The following is a 17,453-nucleotide window of genomic DNA, read 5'->3' on the forward strand; positions in this document are numbered from 1 at the left end:
GGGATCCTCAACGGCGCTCCTCAGCTGGGTTCTGCCGCGCCCGCCTTGTCGGTGACACCCGCAGAGTCGAACGTCGCCATCTCGCCGAGCAGACGTGCGGCGGCCTGGACCAGCGGGACGGCGAGCGCCGCACCCGAGCCCTCCCCCAGCCGCAGGTCCAGGTCGACCAGCGGCTTCAGACCCAGGTGGTCCAGTGCCGCCGATGCCCCGGGCTCGCTGGACCGGTGTCCCGCAACCCAGTACCCCACGGCCTCGGGCGCCAGCGCGTGGGCCACCAGGGCGGCAGAGCAGGCGATGACGCCGTCCAGGACGACAGGGGTATGCAGCGCGGCCGCGCCCAGCAGGAAGCCCGCGATCGCCGCATGCTCGAGGCCGCCCACCGCGGCCAGGGCCGCGAGAGGCTCGTCCGCGCTGGGGTGGTGCAGCTCGAGGGCCTGGCGGATCACCGCCTGCTTGTGCCGCAGCATACGGTCGTCGCTTCCCGCGCCGGGGCCGGTGACGGCCTCCACGTCCAGGCCCGTGAAGACCGAGACCAGAGCCGCTGAAGAGGTGGTGTTCGCGATCCCCATGTCCCCGGCGACGAGCAGCCGGTTGCCTTGTGCCACCAGGTCGCGGGCCACTTCGATGCCGGTGTCGACGGCGCGCTGCACCTCGTCCAGCGTCATGGCAGGGACACTCGTGAAGTCGGCCGTCCCACGCCGGACCGAACGCTTCATCAGCCCAGGCGCAGCCGGGAGATCGGCGGCGACGCCGACGTCGACGACGTTGACCTCGGCGCCGATCTGGCGGCCGAGGACGTTGATCGCGGCACCCCCCGCGAGGAAGTTGCCCACCATCTGGGCGGTCACCTCCTGGGGCCACGGGGACACGCCCTGGGCATGAACGCCATGGTCGGCGGCGAAGATGGCGACGGCAACCGGCTCGGGGACGGACGGCGGGCACTGGCCAGAGATCCCGGCCAGCCGGGTGCCCAGCTCCTCGAGAGCGCCCATCGCGCCTCGCGGCTTGGTCAGCTGCTGCTGGCGCTCATCCGCCTCAGCCATCGCCTCGGCCGAGAGCGGCGCCACGGCAGCGACGGTCTCGCTGAGCAACGTCATGCGCTCTCCTCCGGGTAGGCGACGGCTGCCCCATGCTCCGTCGTGGACGGCCCAGGCGAGCGGTCGCGCCCGGGCCCAGCCGGACAGCGCCAGCTCGGGTGCGGGCGGGAACTGCTCGACGTGCCCCACGCAGAGGTAGGCCACCACCTCGACATGCTCGGGAAGGCCCAGCACCCTGCCCAGCTCGGCGGGGTCGAAGAAGCTGACCCAGCCCACACCCAGCCCCTCGGCACGGGCCGCCAGCCAGAGGTTCTGCACTGCGAGCGCGGTCGAGAACGGCGCCATCCGGGGGTCGGCGTGGCGCCCGAGGGTGAACGGGCCGCCGCGGGTGGGGTCACAGGTGACCACGATGTTGAGGGGTGTCTGCAGGATCGCCTCGACCTTGATGCCGTCGAAGAGACGAGTTCGCCCAGCGGGCAGGCTGGCCGCGAACGTGTCTCGCTGTGCCGCAGCGAGCGACTGCACCCGCCGACGCTGCTCGACGTCGCTGAGCAGCAGGAAGTCCCAGGGCTGGCTCAGACCGACGCTAGGGGCTCGATGGGCCGCCGTGAGGATGCGGGTCAGGACGTCGTCGTCGATGGGCTCCATGGTGAAGCCGCGTCGGATGTCGCGGCGGTTGCGGATGATGTCGTGCAGCGCGTCGCGTTGGTCGTTGGGATAGACATGCACAGCGGGCTCCTCCTGGGGTGTCCACGCCCCGGGTGAGTGAGGGTGACGGGAGTTCCTGACTTCCACGCTGACGAACGCGCGGTCACAGTGGCGGGACCGTGCCGGACTCGAACCGGCTTCCTCCCGGAGGTCACCTTCGGTGGACGACGCCCGGACGGACGTCGGGCCGAGCATATCGACCAGCCACCGGAGCTCACGGGGTCCGCCATGGGAGAAGATGGCCGGGTGACGAGCGGGATGCAGCATCAGCACAGGTTGCGCCGCCATGCGGCCTGGGCTCTGCTCGTCACCCTGGTCATGGGAGGCGCGCTCACCGTCCTCGGGGCCGGCGCGGCTCAGGCGCATGCCACCCTCCTGTCGATCTCGCCATCGACGGGCGCGACCCTCACCAGCCCTCCGAGGGCGGTCGTGCTGACCTTCTCCGGTCCCATCGAGCCCACCTTGACCACGGTGGTGGTGACGGACGGCAACGGGCGCCAGGTGAGCGTGGGCGCACCGACGGTCGCGGCCGGCGTGGTGAGCGAGCGGCTGCGCACCGATCTGGTGTCCGGTCCGTATGCCGTGGCCTTCCGGATCATCTCGACCGACGGCCATCCGGTGGCGGACGTCTCCGCGTTCACGCTGGCGCTGCGAGGCAGGGGTGGCTCAGGGGCAGCGGCGACACCGTCTTCTGACCAGACAACGGCCGATCCCGTGGCCGCGGCGCGCGCCCGCGCCGCGGCCGGAACCGCTGCGGATGCCGCGGCTCGGACGGCCGCCGACCCGGCCACCGGGCGGCTACGACGGCTGGGTTTGGCCGTCGGAGTGGGGACCTTGGCGATCGCCGCCGGCACGGCAGTGATCGCGCTGGCCCGGCGCCAGAAGCCCTCCTGAGAGGCGGGAAATGGTCGATTTCACCAGCGCGGGGACGTCCTGCTAATGTCTCTCACCGCGCGCCATTAGCTCAATTGGCAGAGCAGCTGACTCTTAATCAGCGGGTTCGGGGTTCGAGTCCCTGATGGCGCACCAGAGGTTGCGAAGCCCCTCACCTGGTCCTCCGGGTGAGGGGCTTCTGCGTTTCAGCGGCAGGGCGCGTGGTTCGATGGCGGCCAGTCAAGGGGCCTTCACCACATCGTCCTCGGGAAGCCGAACGAGTCCCGGGACTGAACCCATGACTCCGGCAACCCGGTGGGGTCCCGACCGGCCATGGCAGTGGCAGAATCTCCGCGTGTCCACGTCAGGCGCCAAGGGCAGCTATCCGGAGGAGTTCGCCGCACTGGCTCGTTCGTTCGCCGAGGCCGGCGGAGTGAGCCCCACCCTGCACCAGATCGTGGCGAAGTCGCTCGAGGTCGTTCCGTGCGACTGGTCTGCCGTCGCCATGACCGACCACCTGTCGGATCGGCCTGCCCGGATGGCAGCCGTGACCGACGCGGAGCTCATGCGAACGGTCGCAAAGATCTCAGCCGTGCGCGACAGTCCCGGGCGGACCGCGTTCAGGGCAGGCTCGATGGTGCACTGCGACGACTTGACCACGACGACCCAGTGGTGCGACTACGCACGAGCGATGGTGCAGGAGACACCGGTCCGCGCCGTGCTGTCCTTCGGCTTGCAGCTGCACGGCGACACGCTGGGCGTTCTGACGTTCTACTCGGCCCGCCCTGGGGGCTTCGACGTGGCTGCGCAGCGACGTGGACGGCTGCTTGCCGACCACGCCACGGTGGCCATCGGCTTCGCCGCCTCAGCCGATGCTGCCGACAGCCTCCGGGACGCCCTGAACACCAGTCGCCTCATCGGTGCGGCGATCGGTGTGCTCGCTGAACGCCACACCATCACCACGGACCAGGCCTTCGACCTGTTGCGTGTCGTGAGCAACAACGCCAACCGCCGGCTCGCCGACGTGGCTGAGGACTTCATGCGCACCGGCGAGCTGCCCGAGCCGTAACCCGAGCCATGACCCGAGCCATGTACGGGTCGGCGCCTCAGGGAGCCGCGGCGCGAAGGCGCTCCAGCAGCGGAGCCGCCGCGACCTCGAGGAACTGCTCCTGAGCTTCGCCTCCGACCTGCACCAGCGCGATGTCGGTGAACCCGGCCTTCCAGTACGCGGAGACGGCCTCCACCATGGCGTCGAGGTCCGGGCCGCAGGCCATGGCGTCGGCGACGTCCTCGGGCCGCACGAACTGGCTTGCTGCAGCAAACCCAGCGGGGGTCGGCAGGTCGCTGTTGACCGCCCAACCGCCACCGAACCAACGGAACTGCTCGTGCGCGATACGCACGCCTTCCTCCCGGTTCGGCTGCCAGCAGACCGGGACCTGCCCGACGGCGCGCGCCCCGTCACCGACGCGCGATGCCCCCTCGGTGCCGTTCCACCGGTCGATGAGGCCAGACTCGGGCTGCACGGCGATGAGATGGTCGGCCAGGGGCGCGAACCGCTCGACGGACTGCTCGCCGGACACCGCGACGGCCAGTGGGACACCGCCGTCGGGCAGGTCCCAGATCCGGGCTGAATCGACGTCGAACCACGTGCCGTGGTGGGTGACGAGCTCGCCGCTGTGCAGGTCGCGGATGATGCCGATGGCCTCGGCCAGCATCTCCTGCCTCGGTGCGACCGACGGCCAGCCACCACCGACGACGTGCTCGTTGAGGTTCTCACCGCTGCCGAGTCCCAGGACGAAACGGCCGTCGGCCAGCAGCTGGAGTGTCGCCGCCTTCTGCGCGACGACGGCAGGGTGGTACCGCATCGTCGGGCAGGTCACGTAGGTCATGAGCTCGACCCGTTCGGTCACCGCGGCGACCGCACCGAGGACGGCCCAGGCGTAGGGCGCATGGCCTTGCTCGACCAGCCATGGCGAGTAGTGGTCGCTGCACACCTCGAAGTCGAAGCCCACCTCCTCGGCGCGCTGCGCCCAGCGGACCAGGTCCTTCGGCCCGCTCTGCTCAGTCATCAAGGTGTAGCCGAACCTGGTGCGACCCACAGGGACTCCTCTCGTCGGGGCTGTTGGACGGCCTACCCCGACCGGACGACGGCAAACGGCACACGGCCGGGAAGTCAGCCGTCAGCCGACCTGCGCGAGCCCCACGTCCTGAGGCGCGCCCTCAGCCCCGGCGGAGGCAGGAGTCCCAGGCAGCCGGCCGGGAAGGAAGAGCAGAGCCGCGACTGCCCCGACCAGGCAGACGACCGCGACGAGGACGCTGCCGGCGTGGAGCCCGGCCATGAACGAGTCCCGGACCGACGCGAGCAGAGCAGGCGTGCCGTGGGCGATCGCCACCGCGGTGCCGACCGAGTCCTTCCCCTGGCCCAGCGCTGGCGCCGGGAGCGACCCGAACGCGCCGGAGGCGAGGTGCGCGGAATACACGGAGGAGAAGTAGGAGCCCACTACGGCGACGCCGAGAGTGCCACCCAGCTCACGGGTCGCATCGTTGACGGCCGACCCGACGCCGGCGCGCGCCGGCGGCAGGACGAGCAGGATGGACTCGGTCGCCGGGGTCGAGATGGCGCCCATCCCCAGACCCATGAGGACCATCTGCGGGACGATCACCGTGCCGTATGCCGCGTCGACGCCGACCGTGGAGATCCACAGGAACGCCGTGCCGAACAGCAGCAGCCCGGTCGTCACGACAACCTTGGTGCCGATGCGCGGAGCAAGCCGCGCACCGATGACCGAGGCGACCGCGATGCTCAGAGCCACGGGCAGCGTGCGGGCGCCCGCGGAGAGTGTGGAGTAACCGCGGATCAGCTGGAAGTACTGCGTAATGAGGAAGATGAAGCCGAAGAGCGCGAAGAAGGTGATCGTCACCGCTCCGCTCGCCGCGCTGAACCGTCGGTCGCGGAAGAGGCTGACGTCGAGCATGGGGTGAGCGGCAGACCGCTCGCGGAGCACGAACGCAACCAGCAGGACGGCCGACCCGACGAAGCCGCCCACGGTGCGCGCCGACCACCAGCCGTTGGCCGGAGCCTCGATGATCGTCCAGACGAGCAGGCCGAGCAGGCCGATCGAGAAGGCGAGCCCGGGCAGGTCGAGGCGCGGCACCGAGGGGTCGCGCGACTCCGGGACCAGTGCCACGGTGAGACCGGCGGCAACGAGCGCCACTGGCGCGAGCGCCAGGAACACCGACCCCCACACGAAGTGCGCCAGCAGCAGGCCCCCAGCCACCGGGCCACCGGCGACCCCCAGCCCGACGACGGCACCCCAGGCCCCCAGCGCGGCGGCTCGCTCACGCCGGTCGGGGAAGGCGTTGCTGATGATCGACAGGGTGGTCGGGAAGATGAGCGCCGCGAAGGCGCCCATGACCGCTCGGACGGCGATGAGCGCGCCTGCCGATCCCATGAACGCCCCCACGGTGCTCGCCGCCGCGAACCCGACGAGGCCGATGACCAGAGCCGGCCGCCGCCCGAAGCGGTCGGAGAGGCTGCCCGCGGCGAGCACCAGCCCCGCGAAGGCGAGGTTGTACGCGTCGACGATCCACTGCAGACCACGAGTGCCGGCGGACAGCTCGCGCGCCATCGTCGGCAGGGCCACGTTGACGATCGTCGTGTCGAGGTTGATCGCCAGGGTGGCGATCAGGACGGTGGCCAGGATGCCGAGCTTGGGTTTCATGTCGAGGCTCCAATGTTGACAGTGACAACACTTCTTCGACCTCAGTGAAGCCCACCATGTTGTCGGTGTCAACATCCATCTAAGATGCAACGCGTGACCTCCTACCACCACGGCAACCTCCGCTCGACGCTCATCGAGACCGCGACCGAGCTGGCAGCCACCAAGGGGCCTGACGGCGTGGTGCTCCGCGAGGTCGCGCGCCTCGCAGGGGTCTCGCACAACGCGGCATACCGTCACTTCGCCGACCGCGAGGAGCTGCTCGCCGAGGTGGCAGCGATCGGCCTGCAGCGGTTGGCCGCGGCGATGCGGCGACGGCTCGCTGGGGTCCGCGCGACGGAGCCCGCCGCGCGGGCTGTGGCCCGCCTCCGGGCGACCGGCCGCGCGTACGTCGAGTTCGCACTCGACGAGCCGGGCCTGTTCCGGGTCGCCTTCTCGACCGCCCCAGCACCCTGCGAGGGCGCCGACCCGTATGCCGTGCTCCTCGCCGCCCTCGACGACCTCGTCGCGCTCGGGCTGCTCGACGCCGCGCGCCGAGACGGCGCGGCGGTCACCTGCTGGTCGGCCGTGCACGGATTCGCCGAGCTGCACCTCACTGGCCCCCTCCACGACACGTCCAAGCGCGAGCGCACCCAGCAGCTCGAGCTGCTCCTCGACACCCTGCGGGAGGGCCTGGTGCCCGAAGCCGGCGACAGCTCTGGCTGGTCGCCGGATGTTCACCCGTAGGTCAGCCGAGCGACGAAGGGCCCGACCCCACCATCCCTAGCGTGGCCACTATGCCCCGTCGTACGCCTTATGCCCTGATCGCTGCCGTGACGGTCTGTGCCGCGGCCACCGCCGTGCCCGCCGTGAGCGCGGCTGCGATGAGCGCCGTCGCCTCGTCGACCGGATCGACGTCGTCGAGCGCGTCGACTCTGGACCTCGGCCCCAGCGGACTCACCGAGACACGGACCGTGCGCACGATCGAACCGGGCGTCACGGTCACGCACATCGTCCGCGGCACCGCGGACCCCTCCGTGCGCTGGGTGGTCGAGGCCAGCATCCCGAGCACCGGCACCAGCCCCGACCCGGACGCACCGGCGCAGTCGATCCAGGACGAGGCGAGCGCGCAGGACTATGCCGCCAGGCTCACGGCAGCAGGCTTCCCCGCCTCGGCCTCGCGGGTGATGCAGCCTGCCACCGCCGACGTGCCCGCGAGCGTGCTCGGCTGGCGGGTCCGCCTGGACTCCACCTATGCCACGCAGTCCGAGGCTGCTGCCGAGGTCGCCCGGCTGAAGAGCGCGGGGTTCACCACCCACGCCTGGTATGGCGGGTGGGACGGCACGTCGACGGCCCGCGGCCCGTGGAGCGTCAACGTCGTCACCATCGACCCGAAGCTCTTCCACGGCCGTCTGGGCAGCACCTTCGGGCCGACCATCGAGGCGCGCGAGACGACGTCGTGGCTGGCCGGGTACACCAAGGCCAAGGCCGCGGTGAACGGTGGCTTCTTCGTGCTCGACCCCGCCGCAGGGGCTCCTGGCGACCCGGCAGGCGCCGGCGTCTATGGCGGCACGCTCGAGTCGGAGCCGGTGGGCACCCGTCCCGTCCTGGTGCTGGGGGCCGACGCCAAGCACACCGAGATCACGCGTCCCCAGTGGCATGGCGACGCACTCCTGCCCTCAGGGGATGTCCAGCTCGACGGGCTCAACCGCGTGCCGGGGCTCATCAGGAACTGCGGCGGCGACAGCGGCGACGCACCCACCGCCCTGCCACTGCACGACACGACCTGCGCCGACCCGAACGAGCTGGTCCTGTTCACGCCGGAGTTCGGAGCCTCCACACCATCCGGTGCGGGCTCCGAGGCCGTGGTCGACGGCCAGGGCCGGGTGCTTCGCACCCTGGGCCAGCGCGGAACGGCCCTGCGACCGGGTGAGCGGTCGCTCCAAGGCATCGGCGACCTCGCTCCCCTGGTCGCCGGCCTGCACCCCGGTCAGCGTGTCCGCATCACGACCGCGCTGACGGACGGCGCACAGCCGCTGACCCGGCGCGGCGCCAGTGTCGTCAACGGTGGGCCCGAGCTCGTGCAGGGCGGCGCGGTCCACATCACCCAGCGCCAGGACGGCATGGTCCACCCGGGCCAGCCGAGCTTCGCCTACGGCTGGGTGCTCCAGCGCAACCCCCGGACCTTCGCCGGTGTCGACGCCCAGGGGCGCACCCTGCTCGTCACCGTCGACGGACGGCAGCCCGACCAGCTAGGCCTGTCCATCCCCGAGGCTGCCGCCGTGGCCCGCTCGCTGGGCATGGTGGACGCGATGAACCTCGACGGCGGCGGGTCCACCACGATGGTCGTCGACGGGCAGCTGACCACACACCCGTCGGACGCCACCGGCGAGCGCCCGGTCGGCGACGCCATCGTGGTGCGCTGACCTTCGACGGTGGCTGACAAGCCGTCCACCCGGCATCGCCGCACCCCGTGCCACGACGGCTAGGTGGCGGCGCGCCGCCGACCAACGAGGAAGTATGCCGCCGGCCCGACCGGCTGGACGAACGCCGCCAGGAACCATAGGGCCTTGGGACCGCGCACCTGCGCGCTCGGGCGGCGTACAAGGTCTCGCACCGCCCTCGTCGTGACGACGAGCTCCGCCACCCCACCCACGACGACAGCAGCGCGTTGCCCGGCGGACAGGTCGCTCCACTTCTTCTTCTGTGCCACAGATGCAGCCTATTCGCCGCCGCGGCGCACGTCAGGCATCCCGGCGAACGTCAGGCGACCCGACCGGCGACCCACACGTTCGTCCAGATCGTGGCGAGCCGGACCCGGGCTCCGGTGTGCGGCGCATGCCAGATCCTGCCTCCCCCGGCGTAGATGCCGACGTGGTAGACGTTGCGCACCGACCCCTCGTAGAAGAACACGAGGTCCCCCTGCCTGATCTGTGAGCGGGCCAGGTGGATGGACGCGTCGTACTGCTGCTGCGCTGTCCTGGGCACGTACTGATGCAGGCGCGTGCGGTACACGTATGTCGTCAGGCCCGAGCAGTCGAACGCGGCCGGCCCGGACGCGCCATACACATAGGGCTTGCCGACCTGCTGTGCGGCCACGACCACCGCCTGCGCCGAGATCGTGGCGGACACCCCCAGGGTGGCGGCCTGGGCGGGCCGGGCCGGTGCGACGCCGGTCAGGCACAGCACTGCCGTGACTGCGGCGAGCAGAGCTCGGGCAGCGTGCCGCTGCCGTTTCCTCAAAGCGGACATGGTGAGGTTTCCCTTCCACCGCCTACGAGGTGAGCTGTCGGGTTCGGGCGGAAGGCGCCCGGCCGCTGGCTCCCAGCGGCTTCACCCCAAGCCGGCACGAGGCCGGACCGAGTGGGTCCCCCGCTCTCGCCCTGATGACAATGTCGACCCCTGGCGGAGGGCGAGACTCGGCGACCGGCCCGGGGGCGCCCCGCTGGCGCGAGGCATCCATCGATCGTGCAGGACGGACGAGGACGTGTCCATCACTCCGCTGAACCCGGTACTTTCGGACCTTTCTGCACCCCCCTTTCGGGCCTGTACCGACCGTGGGCGCGGAACCACGACCTCACCCCCTGGACCCAAGGCGACGTGGGTCGGCGAGGTGGTCGTCCACGGCGAGGACGCCCGCCGCCCGCTCGGCATCGCCCACACCTACGACCCCGAGGCGCTGGGGGTCGTCGCGGACTTCTACAAGGGCTCCAACACCCTCATCGGCGCCAAGAAGCGGATCGCCGGACTGACGCTGAGGCCCACCGACCAGGACTTGGACCCATGGCAGCGGGCCGCTCGTCGAAGGACCGATGCTGCCCACCGGTTGGCTAGCCTGACCCTCAGGGGCATCTTCCCTCTCGTCCATCTTCCTTGACCCATCGGGAGTGACCATGACCGGCTCGTCGACCCACGGCATCAAGACCGTGCTCCACCCGGTGACCGACCTCGCGAAGGCCAAGCCGGTGTATGCCGCCCTGCTCGGCATCGAGCCCCAGTACGACGACGAGTCGTACGTGGGCTTCGAGGTGGAGGGACAGCACATCGGGCTGGTTCCGGGCGGTACCAACCAGGGCATGACGTCGCCGGTCGCCTACTGGCACGTCCCGGACATCGAGGCCAAGCTCGCCGAGCTGACCGCCGCAGGCGCGACCGTGAACGAGCCGGCCCGGCAGGTCGGATGGGGGCGAGTCGTGGCCACCGTCACCGACCCTGATGGCAACGTGCTCGGGCTACTCCAGGACCGGTGAACGAGCCGATGACCAGTGCGGCCAGCAGGACCCAGAGGCAGCAGTCGCACCCGTCCGAGACGCCCCAGCCCCGAGCGGCCGACAGCCATGACGTGATCCGGGTCCACGGCGCACGCGTCAACAACCTCAAGGATCTCAGCGTCGAGATCCCGAAGCGCCGGCTCACGGTGTTCACCGGCGTCTCCGGCTCGGGCAAGAGCTCCCTGGTGTTCGCCACGATCGCCGCGGAGTCGCAGCGGATGATCAACGAGACCTATAGCGCCTTCGTCCAGGGCTTCATGCCGAGCCTGTCGCGCCCGGACGTGGACGTCCTTGAGGGGCTGACCACGGCGATCATCGTCGACCAGGAGCGGATGGGCTCCAACCCACGCTCCACGGTCGGCACCGCAACAGACGCCAACGCGATGCTGCGCATACTGTTCAGCCGTCTCGGGGAGCCGCACATCGGTCCGCCGAACGCCTACTCCTTCAACGTCCCCTCGGTCACCGCCAGCGGGGCGGTCACCGTCCAGCGAGGCGAGGGCAGGACGAAGACCGAGAAGGCGACGTTCAACCGGTTGGGCGGCATGTGCCCCCGGTGTGAAGGGATGGGCTCGGTCACCGACTTCGACCTGACCGCGCTCTACGACGACACGAAGTCCTTGAGCCAGGGCGCCCTCACCATCCCCGGCTACAGCATGGACGGGTGGTACGGCCGGATCTTCAGTGGCTCGGGCTTCTTCGACATGGACAAGCCGATCGGCAGGTTCACCGAGCGAGAGCTCCATGACCTGCTGTACCGCGAGCCGACCAAGATCAAGGTCGAGGGCATCAACCTGACCTATGAGGGCCTCATCCCGAAGATCCAGAAGTCCATGCTGTCCAAGGATCCCGAGGCGATGCAGCCGCACATCCGCGCCTTCGTGGAGCGGGCCATCACCTTCACGACCTGCCCAGAGTGCGACGGCACCCGCCTCAGCAAGGAGGCGCGGTCCTCCCGCATCCAGGGCAAGAACATCGCCGACGTCTGCGCCATGCAGATCAGCGACCTGGCGCAGTGGGTGCGCCAGCTGGACCAGCCAACGGTGGCACCGTTGCTGGCCGGTCTGCAGCACCTGCTCGACGCCTTCGCCGAGATCGGTCTCGGTTACCTCTCGCTGGACCGGCCCGCCGGCACCCTGTCAGGCGGAGAGGCGCAGCGGACCAAGATGATCCGGCACCTCGGGTCCTCGCTCACCGACATCACCTATGTGTTCGACGAGCCGACCATCGGCCTGCACCCTCACGACATCGAGCGGATGAACCGGCTGTTGCTGCAGCTGCGCGACAAGGGAAACACCGTCCTCGTCGTCGAGCACAAGCCGGAGACGATCCGCATCGCCGACCACGTCATCGACCTGGGCCCGGGAGCCGGGTCGAACGGCGGCACCCTCTGCTTCGAGGGGACCGTCGAGCAGCTGCGGGGATCCGACACCATCACAGGCCGCCATTTCGACGACCGTGCCTCGCTGAAGGGCTCGGTGCGGTCTGCCTCGGGTCGGCTCGAGGTCCGCGGAGCCTCGACCCACAACCTGCGGGACGTGGACGTGGACATCCCCCTCGGACTGCTCTGTGTCGTCACCGGCGTCGCCGGCTCCGGCAAGAGCTCCCTCGTCCAGGGCTCGGTCGCCAGCAGGGACGGCGTCGTGGTGATCGACCAGGGCGCGATCCGCGGTTCGCGGCGAAGCAACCCCGCGACGTACACCGGGCTGCTCGAGCCGATCCGCAAGGCGTTCGCGAAGGCCAACGGCGTCAAGCCCGCGCTCTTCAGCTCCAACTCCGAGGGCGCCTGCCCCACGTGCAACGGCGCCGGCGTCATCTACACCGACCTCGGGGTCATGGCCACCGTCGAGTCGACCTGCGAGGACTGCGAGGGCAAGCGGTTCCAGGCGTCGGTGCTGGAGTACCGCCTCGGCGGCCGGAACATCGCCGACGTCCTGGCGATGTCCGTGACCGAGGCCGAGACCTTCTTCGGCGAGGGCGACGCCGCCACCCCCGCGGCCCACAAGGTCCTCGGACGGCTCGCCGACGTCGGGCTGGGATACCTCAACCTCGGGCAGCCACTCACCACCCTCTCCGGAGGCGAGCGCCAGCGGCTCAAGCTCGCCACCCAGATGGGCGAGAAGGGCAGCATCTACGTCCTCGACGAGCCGACCACCGGCCTGCACCTCGCCGACGTCCAACAGCTCCTCGGCCTGCTCGACCGCCTCGTCGACTCCGGCAAGTCGGTCATCGTCATCGAACACCATCAGGCCGTCATGGCCCACGCCGACTGGGTCATCGACCTCGGCCCTGGAGCCGGTCACGACGGTGGTCGGATCGTCTTCGAGGGCACCCCCGCCGACCTCGTCGCGGACGGCTCAACACTCACCGGCGAGCATCTGGCGGCCTACGTCGGCACCTGAGCTGGGATCCCACTGGTGCGGCGAGCGGTGGTCACGACTCATGGGTGAGCGGGTGATGGGACGCCCACGCCATGTCAGCTCGGAGTGCTCGTCACAGTTGCGCGCACGAGGACTCCCCCTAGGCGTGAGTGAGCTGGTCGAGCCAGGCCCGGCGCGGGGTGCTGTCGGGTCACCCGGTGACGTCGGGTCACCCGGTGCTGCCGTCGAGAGCCACGTCCACGCCGTGCGACGGGGTGCGGCCGACCACCAGTTCCACGCCATGGCCGCGATGGAGGCGCGCGACCAGATGGCCCTGGCCGTCCGCTCGCTGCTCGCCACCGGAATGTCGACCGACGCTGTGGCCAAGGAGTGCGACCTTTCACTCGTCAGCGTCCTCAGCCTTGAGCACCTGGCCGACCAGGTCCTCAAGGAGCCCGCCCCGCCCGGACGAGGCAGCAAGCGCTGACCGTCAGGGACGGAGCACCATCGCCGCCGAGAGGAACGCCTCGGCCGTGGCCACCTCACCGACGGCGCGCAGCGCCAAGGCGCTCGTCACCCGTTCGACAAAGGCCCACATCCTGACTCGTTCGCCGTCGAGCCCCGTCATCGTTGCTGCGAGACGGCACCAGCCGTCGTGCCGCGACGTCGCCGACGGCCGGTCCGCCAGCAGCGCCGGCGTGAAGTCGCGAAGGACCACCCCCAGGTCGTACTCGGGCTCACAGCGAAACCCGTCGGGATCGACGAGCTTGTAGCGTGCGGCCCCGCTCGAGCCTCCGGCTCGCACGGCGTTCCCCGGGTGGGGGTCGCCATGACAGAGAACGTCGCGAGCGGCGTCCCTTGTCGCGCTCAGATGAGCTGCCAGCGCGTGCGCGAGGTCCAGAGCAGGGCCCCACCGTATGCCGTCTGCCTGGGTTCGCCCCTCGTCCACCATCCGCGCGAGCTGAGCAGCCTTGTCATGACCCTCCAGGACCGGTGGGCCCACCTCCCGTGGCACCTCCCACGCCCGCAGCAGCGTCGTCGTGAGGGCCGTCACCTGCGCGGGCGGGTCAAGTGCCGACGAGGCGAGGCTCGGGCCGAGCCGCTCCAGCAGCAGGCCGCCACGATCCAGATCTGCGGCGACGACGGCGGCATACCCGCGACCCTGCGCCGCGCACATGGTGCTGACCTGGGCGTCAAAGGGTGAGCCAGGTCGGTCGACCTTCAGCACCAGGGGCACTCCGGTGGCCGACTTCACCGCCACGACCAGCCCCCGGAACCCCTCGCCGTAGGTCTCCCCCGGCGTCAGGTCCCAGCGCTCGAGCAGGTCCGCAAGCCGCTCTTCAAGATCCTGGCGTGTCATCGGCGGTCCGGCTGCACCCGCACGACGGCCACCCGCCCGGAGCCACCGAGCGCCACCCGTTCCCCCGCGCCGCACCACACCGCGTCGAAGGGCTCCAACGCCTCGTCAGCGCCACCCAGGCGGGTCCCGGCCTCCAGCGCCACCACAACGAGGTCGCCGTCGTCGGGCGCGGTCAGAGCCAAGGCCCGACCCACCGGTTCGACGGCGACCGCCGCTGTCGACGCCCCGCGCCGAGTCATGACATTGAGCGCGACCGCTGGCAGCCCTCCGCTGACGAGGCACGCGACCCGGGCGTCGCCGGAGAAACCGAGCGACTGATCGCGCGCCACGACGTGCCGGTCCCCGTCGACCACCAGCGTCAGGGGGCCGCCGTGCACGAGCAGGAGCTCGCGGCGGATACCGGGAAAGGCGGAGAACGGCGCGTCCCCCGCAATCTCCGCACAGCTGACCCGCCAACGGAACTCGTCGAGGCCGGCCTCTGCCGGCCACTGCGCCACTGGCCGCGTCAACCCGGCGCCGTTGCGCCAGGGGGTTCGTGGGGATCCGGTCGAGCGCACGAGTCTCACCCGGACATCCAACCCCTCTCGTATGCCGCGCGGTGCGCCCGTCGCAGCAGGTTCCGTCTCGCATGCAAGACCAGGGTGGCCAAGAGTCCGGAGTTCGAGACGCTGCCGCCGGCGCGTGGACTCTCCCGCTGCCGCCGTGCTGAACTGGTTGCATGTCTTCGACCGCCGCGGTGACGCGCCTGCACATGATGTCCATGTGCCACGGCGTCATGCGGTGTTGCTGCTGCGCCTGACCTCACCGTCCGCACCAGCCCCCCGGCGCCTCCTCGCGCGCCGCCCGACCTCCGGAGACGATCCCGTTGCACCGCACCCTCACAGCTCACGCGGCATACCACCGCCTGCATCTCGACCTGCACCTGACCCAGGGCTCTTTGTGTCGCCGAATGTGTTGCCGCACAGCACATTCCGACCCCCACACTGAGACTTTGGAGCAGAGTCATGAGTACCATCACCACCGCCGGCACCGCCGGCGTCAACCGTTTCAACCGTAGCCAGCTGCTGCGCACAGGCCGCCTGTTCGCCACCGACCCTGAGCTGCGCGACACCGTCGACCTCACGAGCACCGAGCGCACCTGGCACCGTCTCGACGCCACCGAGCACCTCGAGATCTGGGTCATCGGATGGCCCGTCGGGTCGAGCACCGGCTGGCACGACCACCTGCGGTCCGAGGGCGCCTTCCTCACCGTCGAGGGAGAGCTCGTCGAGGAGAGCTGGTCCGGAGGCGAGGTGCAGGACCGTTCCCTGTGGAAGGGCGAGGGTCGCTCGTTCGGCGCTCGCCACGTCCACAACGTGCGCAATCTCGGCGACCGGCCGGCGGTGTCGGTGCACGTGTACTCCCCCGCGCTGAGGGGCCTGACGCGGTACGCCCTCATCGGTGGTCGCCTTCAGCAGACCTCCGTCGAGCGGGTCGGGAGCCAGTGGTGAGCGCCGCGACGACGACTCTGTGGGAGACCCACCAGTTCAGCGGCGGCCGAGGCTGGGAGGCGCCGGTGTACGACGGGGTCGACGACCAGCTCCTCGACGCCCGCAGCCGCCTGGCACGGGTCAGCCCTCGGGGCGCCTATCAGGAGGCGCTCTATGGAAGAGCGGTCCTCGTGGACATCAGGCCGGCCGCGCAGCGCGCTGTCGAGGGCGAGGTCGCCGCCCACCTCGTTCCTTTGGTCGTCGAGCGCAACGTGCTGGAGTGGAGGTTTGACCCTCGCGCGGACTCGAGGCTCCCGATGGCCGGGTTCGAGACGCGGGTGATCATCCTCTGCCAGGAGGGGTACACCTCTTCGCTGGCGGCGGACTCGTTGCTACGACTGGGAGTCCGACGTGCCACTGACGTCGTGGGTGGCTTCCGCGCCTGGCGCGAGGCAGGTCTGCCGGTCGTGTCAGCTCACAGGTAGAGGCCGGTCTGCCCGTCCTGGACCCGTGCCGCGGCCACCGCGTGGATGTCTCGCTCGCGCAGCAGGACGTAGGCCCGGGACTGGAGCTCGACCTCGGCCCGATCCTCGGGGTCGAACAGGACCCGGTCGTCGACCTTGACCTGGCGCACGTTCGCGCCGATCGCCACAACTCGCGCCCACCCGAGCCGCTTGCCGACACTGGCCGTGGCAGGGATGACGATGCCACCGCCGGAGCGCCGCTCGCCGCCCTCACCCTCGAGCGAGACGAGCACACGGTCGTGCAGCATCCGGATGGGGAGCCGGTCGGCGGACTCCTCAGCCACGACGACGGCGCCAGGCCGCGACGCCGATCAGCGCGACGGCTGCGGCCACCGCGGCGGCGATCCGCTCGATGCGCAGATCTCCGGACGGCGTGCGGGTGGCCTCGGTGAACTTCGTCTTGAGGGCCTCGACCTGGCGGCGGGCGATCTCCTTGGGCGCCGTGCGCGCATGGAGCTCGTCGACCGTGCCGGCCAGGCGGGTCCGAGCGGCTGTGATCTCGGCCTCGATGGCATCCACCGAGGTGGCGTCGTCACTCATGGGTGCTCCATTCAGTCAGGTGGGTTCGGCGGTCAGTCGAGCCCGAGGTCGCGTCGCAGCTTCGCGACGTGTCCGGTGGCCTTGACGTTGTAGAACGCGTGCGAGACGGTGCCGTCCTCGTCGACGACGACCGTGCTGCGGATGACGCCGTCCACAGTCTTGCCGTAGAGCTTCTTCTCGCCGAAGGCGCCATAGGCGTTCATCACCGCCCGGTCCTCGTCGGCGAGCAGGGTGATGGTCAGGCCGTCCTTGTCGCGGAACTTCGCCAGCTTGGCCGGGGAGTCGGGCGAGATGCCCAGCACCTCGAAGCCCTCAGCGTGCAGGGTGTTGATGTTGTCACTGAAGTCGCACGCCTGCCTCGTGCAGCCCGGGGTCATGGCCGCCGGGTAGAAGTAGACGATCACCTTGCGGCCACGCAGGTCCGACAGCGAGACCTGGCCACCCTTGTCGTCGGGCAGGGTGAAGTCAGGGGCGGTGTCCCCGGGGCTCAGACGGTCACTCACTGCGCTGCACTCCTCGCATCAACGTCGAGCCTGGCCACACGCAACCGTGCGGCCCTCTCGATCCGATCGTGAAAGCCAACCTATCCCAGCAGCAGCCTGCGTACCCGCGC

General features: G+C 70.4%; 20 protein-coding genes, 1 tRNA gene and 2 riboswitches. Of the genes, 11 read left to right on the top strand and 10 right to left on the bottom strand.

Annotated elements, in window-relative coordinates; all coding sequences use genetic code 11:
* Window positions 1–20: 20 nt before the first annotated feature.
* Window positions 21–1,766, bottom strand: coding sequence for a nicotinate-nucleotide--dimethylbenzimidazole phosphoribosyltransferase (gene cobT / locus VGN50_RS12985; protein WP_327445232.1), 1,746 nt, complete (start codon window positions 1,764–1,766; stop codon window positions 21–23).
* Between the two features lie 49 nt (window positions 1,767–1,815).
* A riboswitch (cobalamin riboswitch) is annotated at window positions 1,816–1,889 on the bottom strand.
* Between the two features lie 114 nt (window positions 1,890–2,003).
* Here cobT and VGN50_RS12990 point away from each other — a divergent pair.
* From VGN50_RS12990 to VGN50_RS13000, 3 genes are all read left to right on the top strand, one after another.
* On the top strand, window positions 2,004–2,639 hold the full coding sequence (locus VGN50_RS12990; protein ID WP_327445233.1) for a copper resistance CopC family protein: 636 nt from the start codon (window positions 2,004–2,006) through the stop codon (window positions 2,637–2,639).
* Between the two features lie 59 nt (window positions 2,640–2,698).
* A tRNA-Lys gene (locus VGN50_RS12995) sits at window positions 2,699–2,774 on the top strand.
* A gap of 199 nt (window positions 2,775–2,973) precedes the next feature.
* The gene (locus VGN50_RS13000) at window positions 2,974–3,687 is read left to right on the top strand and encodes a GAF and ANTAR domain-containing protein (RefSeq protein ID WP_327445234.1); all 714 of its coding nucleotides are present in this window, start codon (window positions 2,974–2,976) and stop codon (window positions 3,685–3,687) included.
* 37 nt (window positions 3,688–3,724) lie between these two features.
* On the opposite strand, the gene VGN50_RS13005 is transcribed toward VGN50_RS13000, so the two are convergent.
* Window positions 3,725–4,687 (bottom strand): TIGR03557 family F420-dependent LLM class oxidoreductase, encoded by a 963-nt coding sequence (locus tag VGN50_RS13005; RefSeq protein WP_414694602.1) that lies wholly within the window; start codon window positions 4,685–4,687, stop codon window positions 3,725–3,727.
* Between the two features lie 111 nt (window positions 4,688–4,798).
* Window positions 4,799–6,340 (bottom strand): MFS transporter, encoded by a 1,542-nt coding sequence (locus VGN50_RS13010; protein ID WP_327445236.1) that lies wholly within the window; start codon window positions 6,338–6,340, stop codon window positions 4,799–4,801.
* 93 nt (window positions 6,341–6,433) lie between these two features.
* Between VGN50_RS13010 and VGN50_RS13015 the strand changes: the two genes are divergently transcribed.
* Together VGN50_RS13015 and VGN50_RS13020 are read left to right on the top strand one after the other, a co-directional pair.
* Window positions 6,434–7,063: a TetR/AcrR family transcriptional regulator gene (locus tag VGN50_RS13015; RefSeq protein ID WP_414694601.1), complete on the top strand. Its 630-nt coding sequence runs from the start codon at window positions 6,434–6,436 to the stop codon at window positions 7,061–7,063.
* A gap of 50 nt (window positions 7,064–7,113) precedes the next feature.
* Window positions 7,114–8,742 carry a phosphodiester glycosidase family protein gene (locus VGN50_RS13020; protein ID WP_327445238.1) on the top strand — a complete coding sequence of 543 codons (1,629 nt, stop codon included), beginning with the start codon at window positions 7,114–7,116 and terminating at the stop codon, window positions 8,740–8,742.
* 59 nt (window positions 8,743–8,801) lie between these two features.
* On the opposite strand, the gene VGN50_RS13025 is transcribed toward VGN50_RS13020, so the two are convergent.
* Together VGN50_RS13025 and VGN50_RS13030 are read right to left on the bottom strand one after the other, a co-directional pair.
* Window positions 8,802–9,029, bottom strand: coding sequence for a PLD nuclease N-terminal domain-containing protein (locus VGN50_RS13025; protein WP_327445239.1), 228 nt, complete (start codon window positions 9,027–9,029; stop codon window positions 8,802–8,804).
* Window positions 9,030–9,079: 50 nt separating this feature from the next.
* Entirely contained in the window at window positions 9,080–9,559 is a 480-nt protein-coding gene (locus VGN50_RS13030; RefSeq protein ID WP_327445240.1) for a C40 family peptidase, read from the bottom strand.
* Window positions 9,560–9,572: 13 nt separating this feature from the next.
* A riboswitch (cyclic di-AMP (ydaO/yuaA leader) is annotated at window positions 9,573–9,734 on the bottom strand.
* A gap of 69 nt (window positions 9,735–9,803) precedes the next feature.
* Here VGN50_RS13030 and VGN50_RS13035 point away from each other — a divergent pair.
* The 4 genes from VGN50_RS13035 (at window position 9,804) to VGN50_RS13050 (ending at window position 13,434) form a co-directional block, all read left to right on the top strand.
* A complete protein-coding gene (locus VGN50_RS13035) occupies window positions 9,804–10,193 on the top strand; it encodes a hypothetical protein (protein ID WP_327445241.1) in 390 nt (129 codons plus the stop codon).
* Window positions 10,194–10,209: 16 nt separating this feature from the next.
* Window positions 10,210–10,566 carry a VOC family protein gene (locus VGN50_RS13040; protein ID WP_327445242.1) on the top strand — a complete coding sequence of 119 codons (357 nt, stop codon included), beginning with the start codon at window positions 10,210–10,212 and terminating at the stop codon, window positions 10,564–10,566.
* Window positions 10,567–10,574: 8 nt separating this feature from the next.
* Entirely contained in the window at window positions 10,575–12,989 is a 2,415-nt protein-coding gene (locus VGN50_RS13045) for an excinuclease ABC subunit UvrA (RefSeq protein ID WP_327445265.1), read from the top strand.
* Between the two features lie 124 nt (window positions 12,990–13,113).
* Window positions 13,114–13,434: a hypothetical protein gene (locus tag VGN50_RS13050; protein ID WP_327445243.1), complete on the top strand. Its 321-nt coding sequence runs from the start codon at window positions 13,114–13,116 to the stop codon at window positions 13,432–13,434.
* A 3-nt stretch (window positions 13,435–13,437) separates the two neighbouring features.
* Here the strand turns inward: VGN50_RS13050 and VGN50_RS13055 are convergent, their stop codons facing one another.
* Both VGN50_RS13055 and VGN50_RS13060 read right to left on the bottom strand, forming a co-directional pair.
* Entirely contained in the window at window positions 13,438–14,307 is an 870-nt protein-coding gene (locus tag VGN50_RS13055) for an aminoglycoside phosphotransferase family protein (RefSeq protein WP_327445244.1), read from the bottom strand.
* Window positions 14,304–14,873, bottom strand: coding sequence for a HutD family protein (locus tag VGN50_RS13060; protein ID WP_327445245.1), 570 nt, complete (start codon window positions 14,871–14,873; stop codon window positions 14,304–14,306). Before VGN50_RS13060 ends, VGN50_RS13055 begins: the two co-directional genes overlap by 4 nt.
* Window positions 14,874–15,311: 438 nt before the next feature.
* On the opposite strand from VGN50_RS13060, the gene VGN50_RS13065 reads away from it, so the two are divergent.
* Together VGN50_RS13065 and VGN50_RS13070 are read left to right on the top strand one after the other, a co-directional pair.
* On the top strand, window positions 15,312–15,797 hold the full coding sequence (locus VGN50_RS13065; RefSeq protein WP_327445246.1) for a cysteine dioxygenase family protein: 486 nt from the start codon (window positions 15,312–15,314) through the stop codon (window positions 15,795–15,797).
* Window positions 15,794–16,261, top strand: a complete 468-nt coding sequence (locus VGN50_RS13070; protein WP_327445247.1) for a rhodanese-like domain-containing protein — start codon at window positions 15,794–15,796, stop codon at window positions 16,259–16,261. Before VGN50_RS13065 ends, VGN50_RS13070 begins: the two co-directional genes overlap by 4 nt.
* On the opposite strand, the gene VGN50_RS13075 is transcribed toward VGN50_RS13070, so the two are convergent.
* The 3 genes from VGN50_RS13075 to bcp are packed head-to-tail and all read right to left on the bottom strand — an operon-like array spanning window position 16,252 to window position 17,343.
* Window positions 16,252–16,548 (bottom strand): co-chaperone GroES, encoded by a 297-nt coding sequence (locus VGN50_RS13075; RefSeq protein ID WP_327445267.1) that lies wholly within the window; start codon window positions 16,546–16,548, stop codon window positions 16,252–16,254. The two genes, VGN50_RS13070 and VGN50_RS13075, sit on opposite strands and share 10 nt — an antisense overlap.
* Window positions 16,549–16,576: 28 nt before the next feature.
* The gene (locus tag VGN50_RS13080; protein ID WP_327445248.1) at window positions 16,577–16,840 is read right to left on the bottom strand and encodes a DUF3618 domain-containing protein; all 264 of its coding nucleotides are present in this window, start codon (window positions 16,838–16,840) and stop codon (window positions 16,577–16,579) included.
* 32 nt (window positions 16,841–16,872) lie between these two features.
* Window positions 16,873–17,343, bottom strand: a complete 471-nt coding sequence (gene bcp, locus VGN50_RS13085; RefSeq protein WP_327445249.1) for a thioredoxin-dependent thiol peroxidase — start codon at window positions 17,341–17,343, stop codon at window positions 16,873–16,875.
* Window positions 17,344–17,453 lie beyond the last annotated feature (110 nt).

Source organism: Pedococcus sp. (genome assembly GCF_036000045.1).
GTDB lineage: Bacteria > Actinomycetota > Actinomycetes > Actinomycetales > Dermatophilaceae > Pedococcus.

Excerpts from the sequence above, each read along its gene's own strand:
- VGN50_RS13005 (WP_414694602.1), bottom strand. The coding sequence starts at position 4,687 with ATGACTGAGCAGAGCGGGCCGAAGGACCTGGTCCGCTGGGCGCAGCGC.
- VGN50_RS13065 (WP_327445246.1), top strand. The coding sequence starts at position 15,312 with ATGAGTACCATCACCACCGCCGGCACCGCCGGCGTCAACCGTTTCAAC.
- VGN50_RS13010 (WP_327445236.1), bottom strand. The coding sequence starts at position 6,340 with ATGAAACCCAAGCTCGGCATCCTGGCCACCGTCCTGATCGCCACCCTG.
- VGN50_RS13080 (WP_327445248.1), bottom strand. The coding sequence starts at position 16,840 with ATGAGTGACGACGCCACCTCGGTGGATGCCATCGAGGCCGAGATCACA.
- VGN50_RS13045 (WP_327445265.1), top strand. The coding sequence starts at position 10,575 with ATGACCAGTGCGGCCAGCAGGACCCAGAGGCAGCAGTCGCACCCGTCC.
- VGN50_RS13075 (WP_327445267.1), bottom strand. The coding sequence starts at position 16,548 with ATGCTGCACGACCGTGTGCTCGTCTCGCTCGAGGGTGAGGGCGGCGAG.
- VGN50_RS13040 (WP_327445242.1), top strand. The coding sequence starts at position 10,210 with ATGACCGGCTCGTCGACCCACGGCATCAAGACCGTGCTCCACCCGGTG.
- VGN50_RS13020 (WP_327445238.1), top strand. The coding sequence starts at position 7,114 with ATGCCCCGTCGTACGCCTTATGCCCTGATCGCTGCCGTGACGGTCTGT.
- VGN50_RS13055 (WP_327445244.1), bottom strand. The coding sequence starts at position 14,307 with ATGACACGCCAGGATCTTGAAGAGCGGCTTGCGGACCTGCTCGAGCGC.
- VGN50_RS12990 (WP_327445233.1), top strand. The coding sequence starts at position 2,004 with ATGCAGCATCAGCACAGGTTGCGCCGCCATGCGGCCTGGGCTCTGCTC.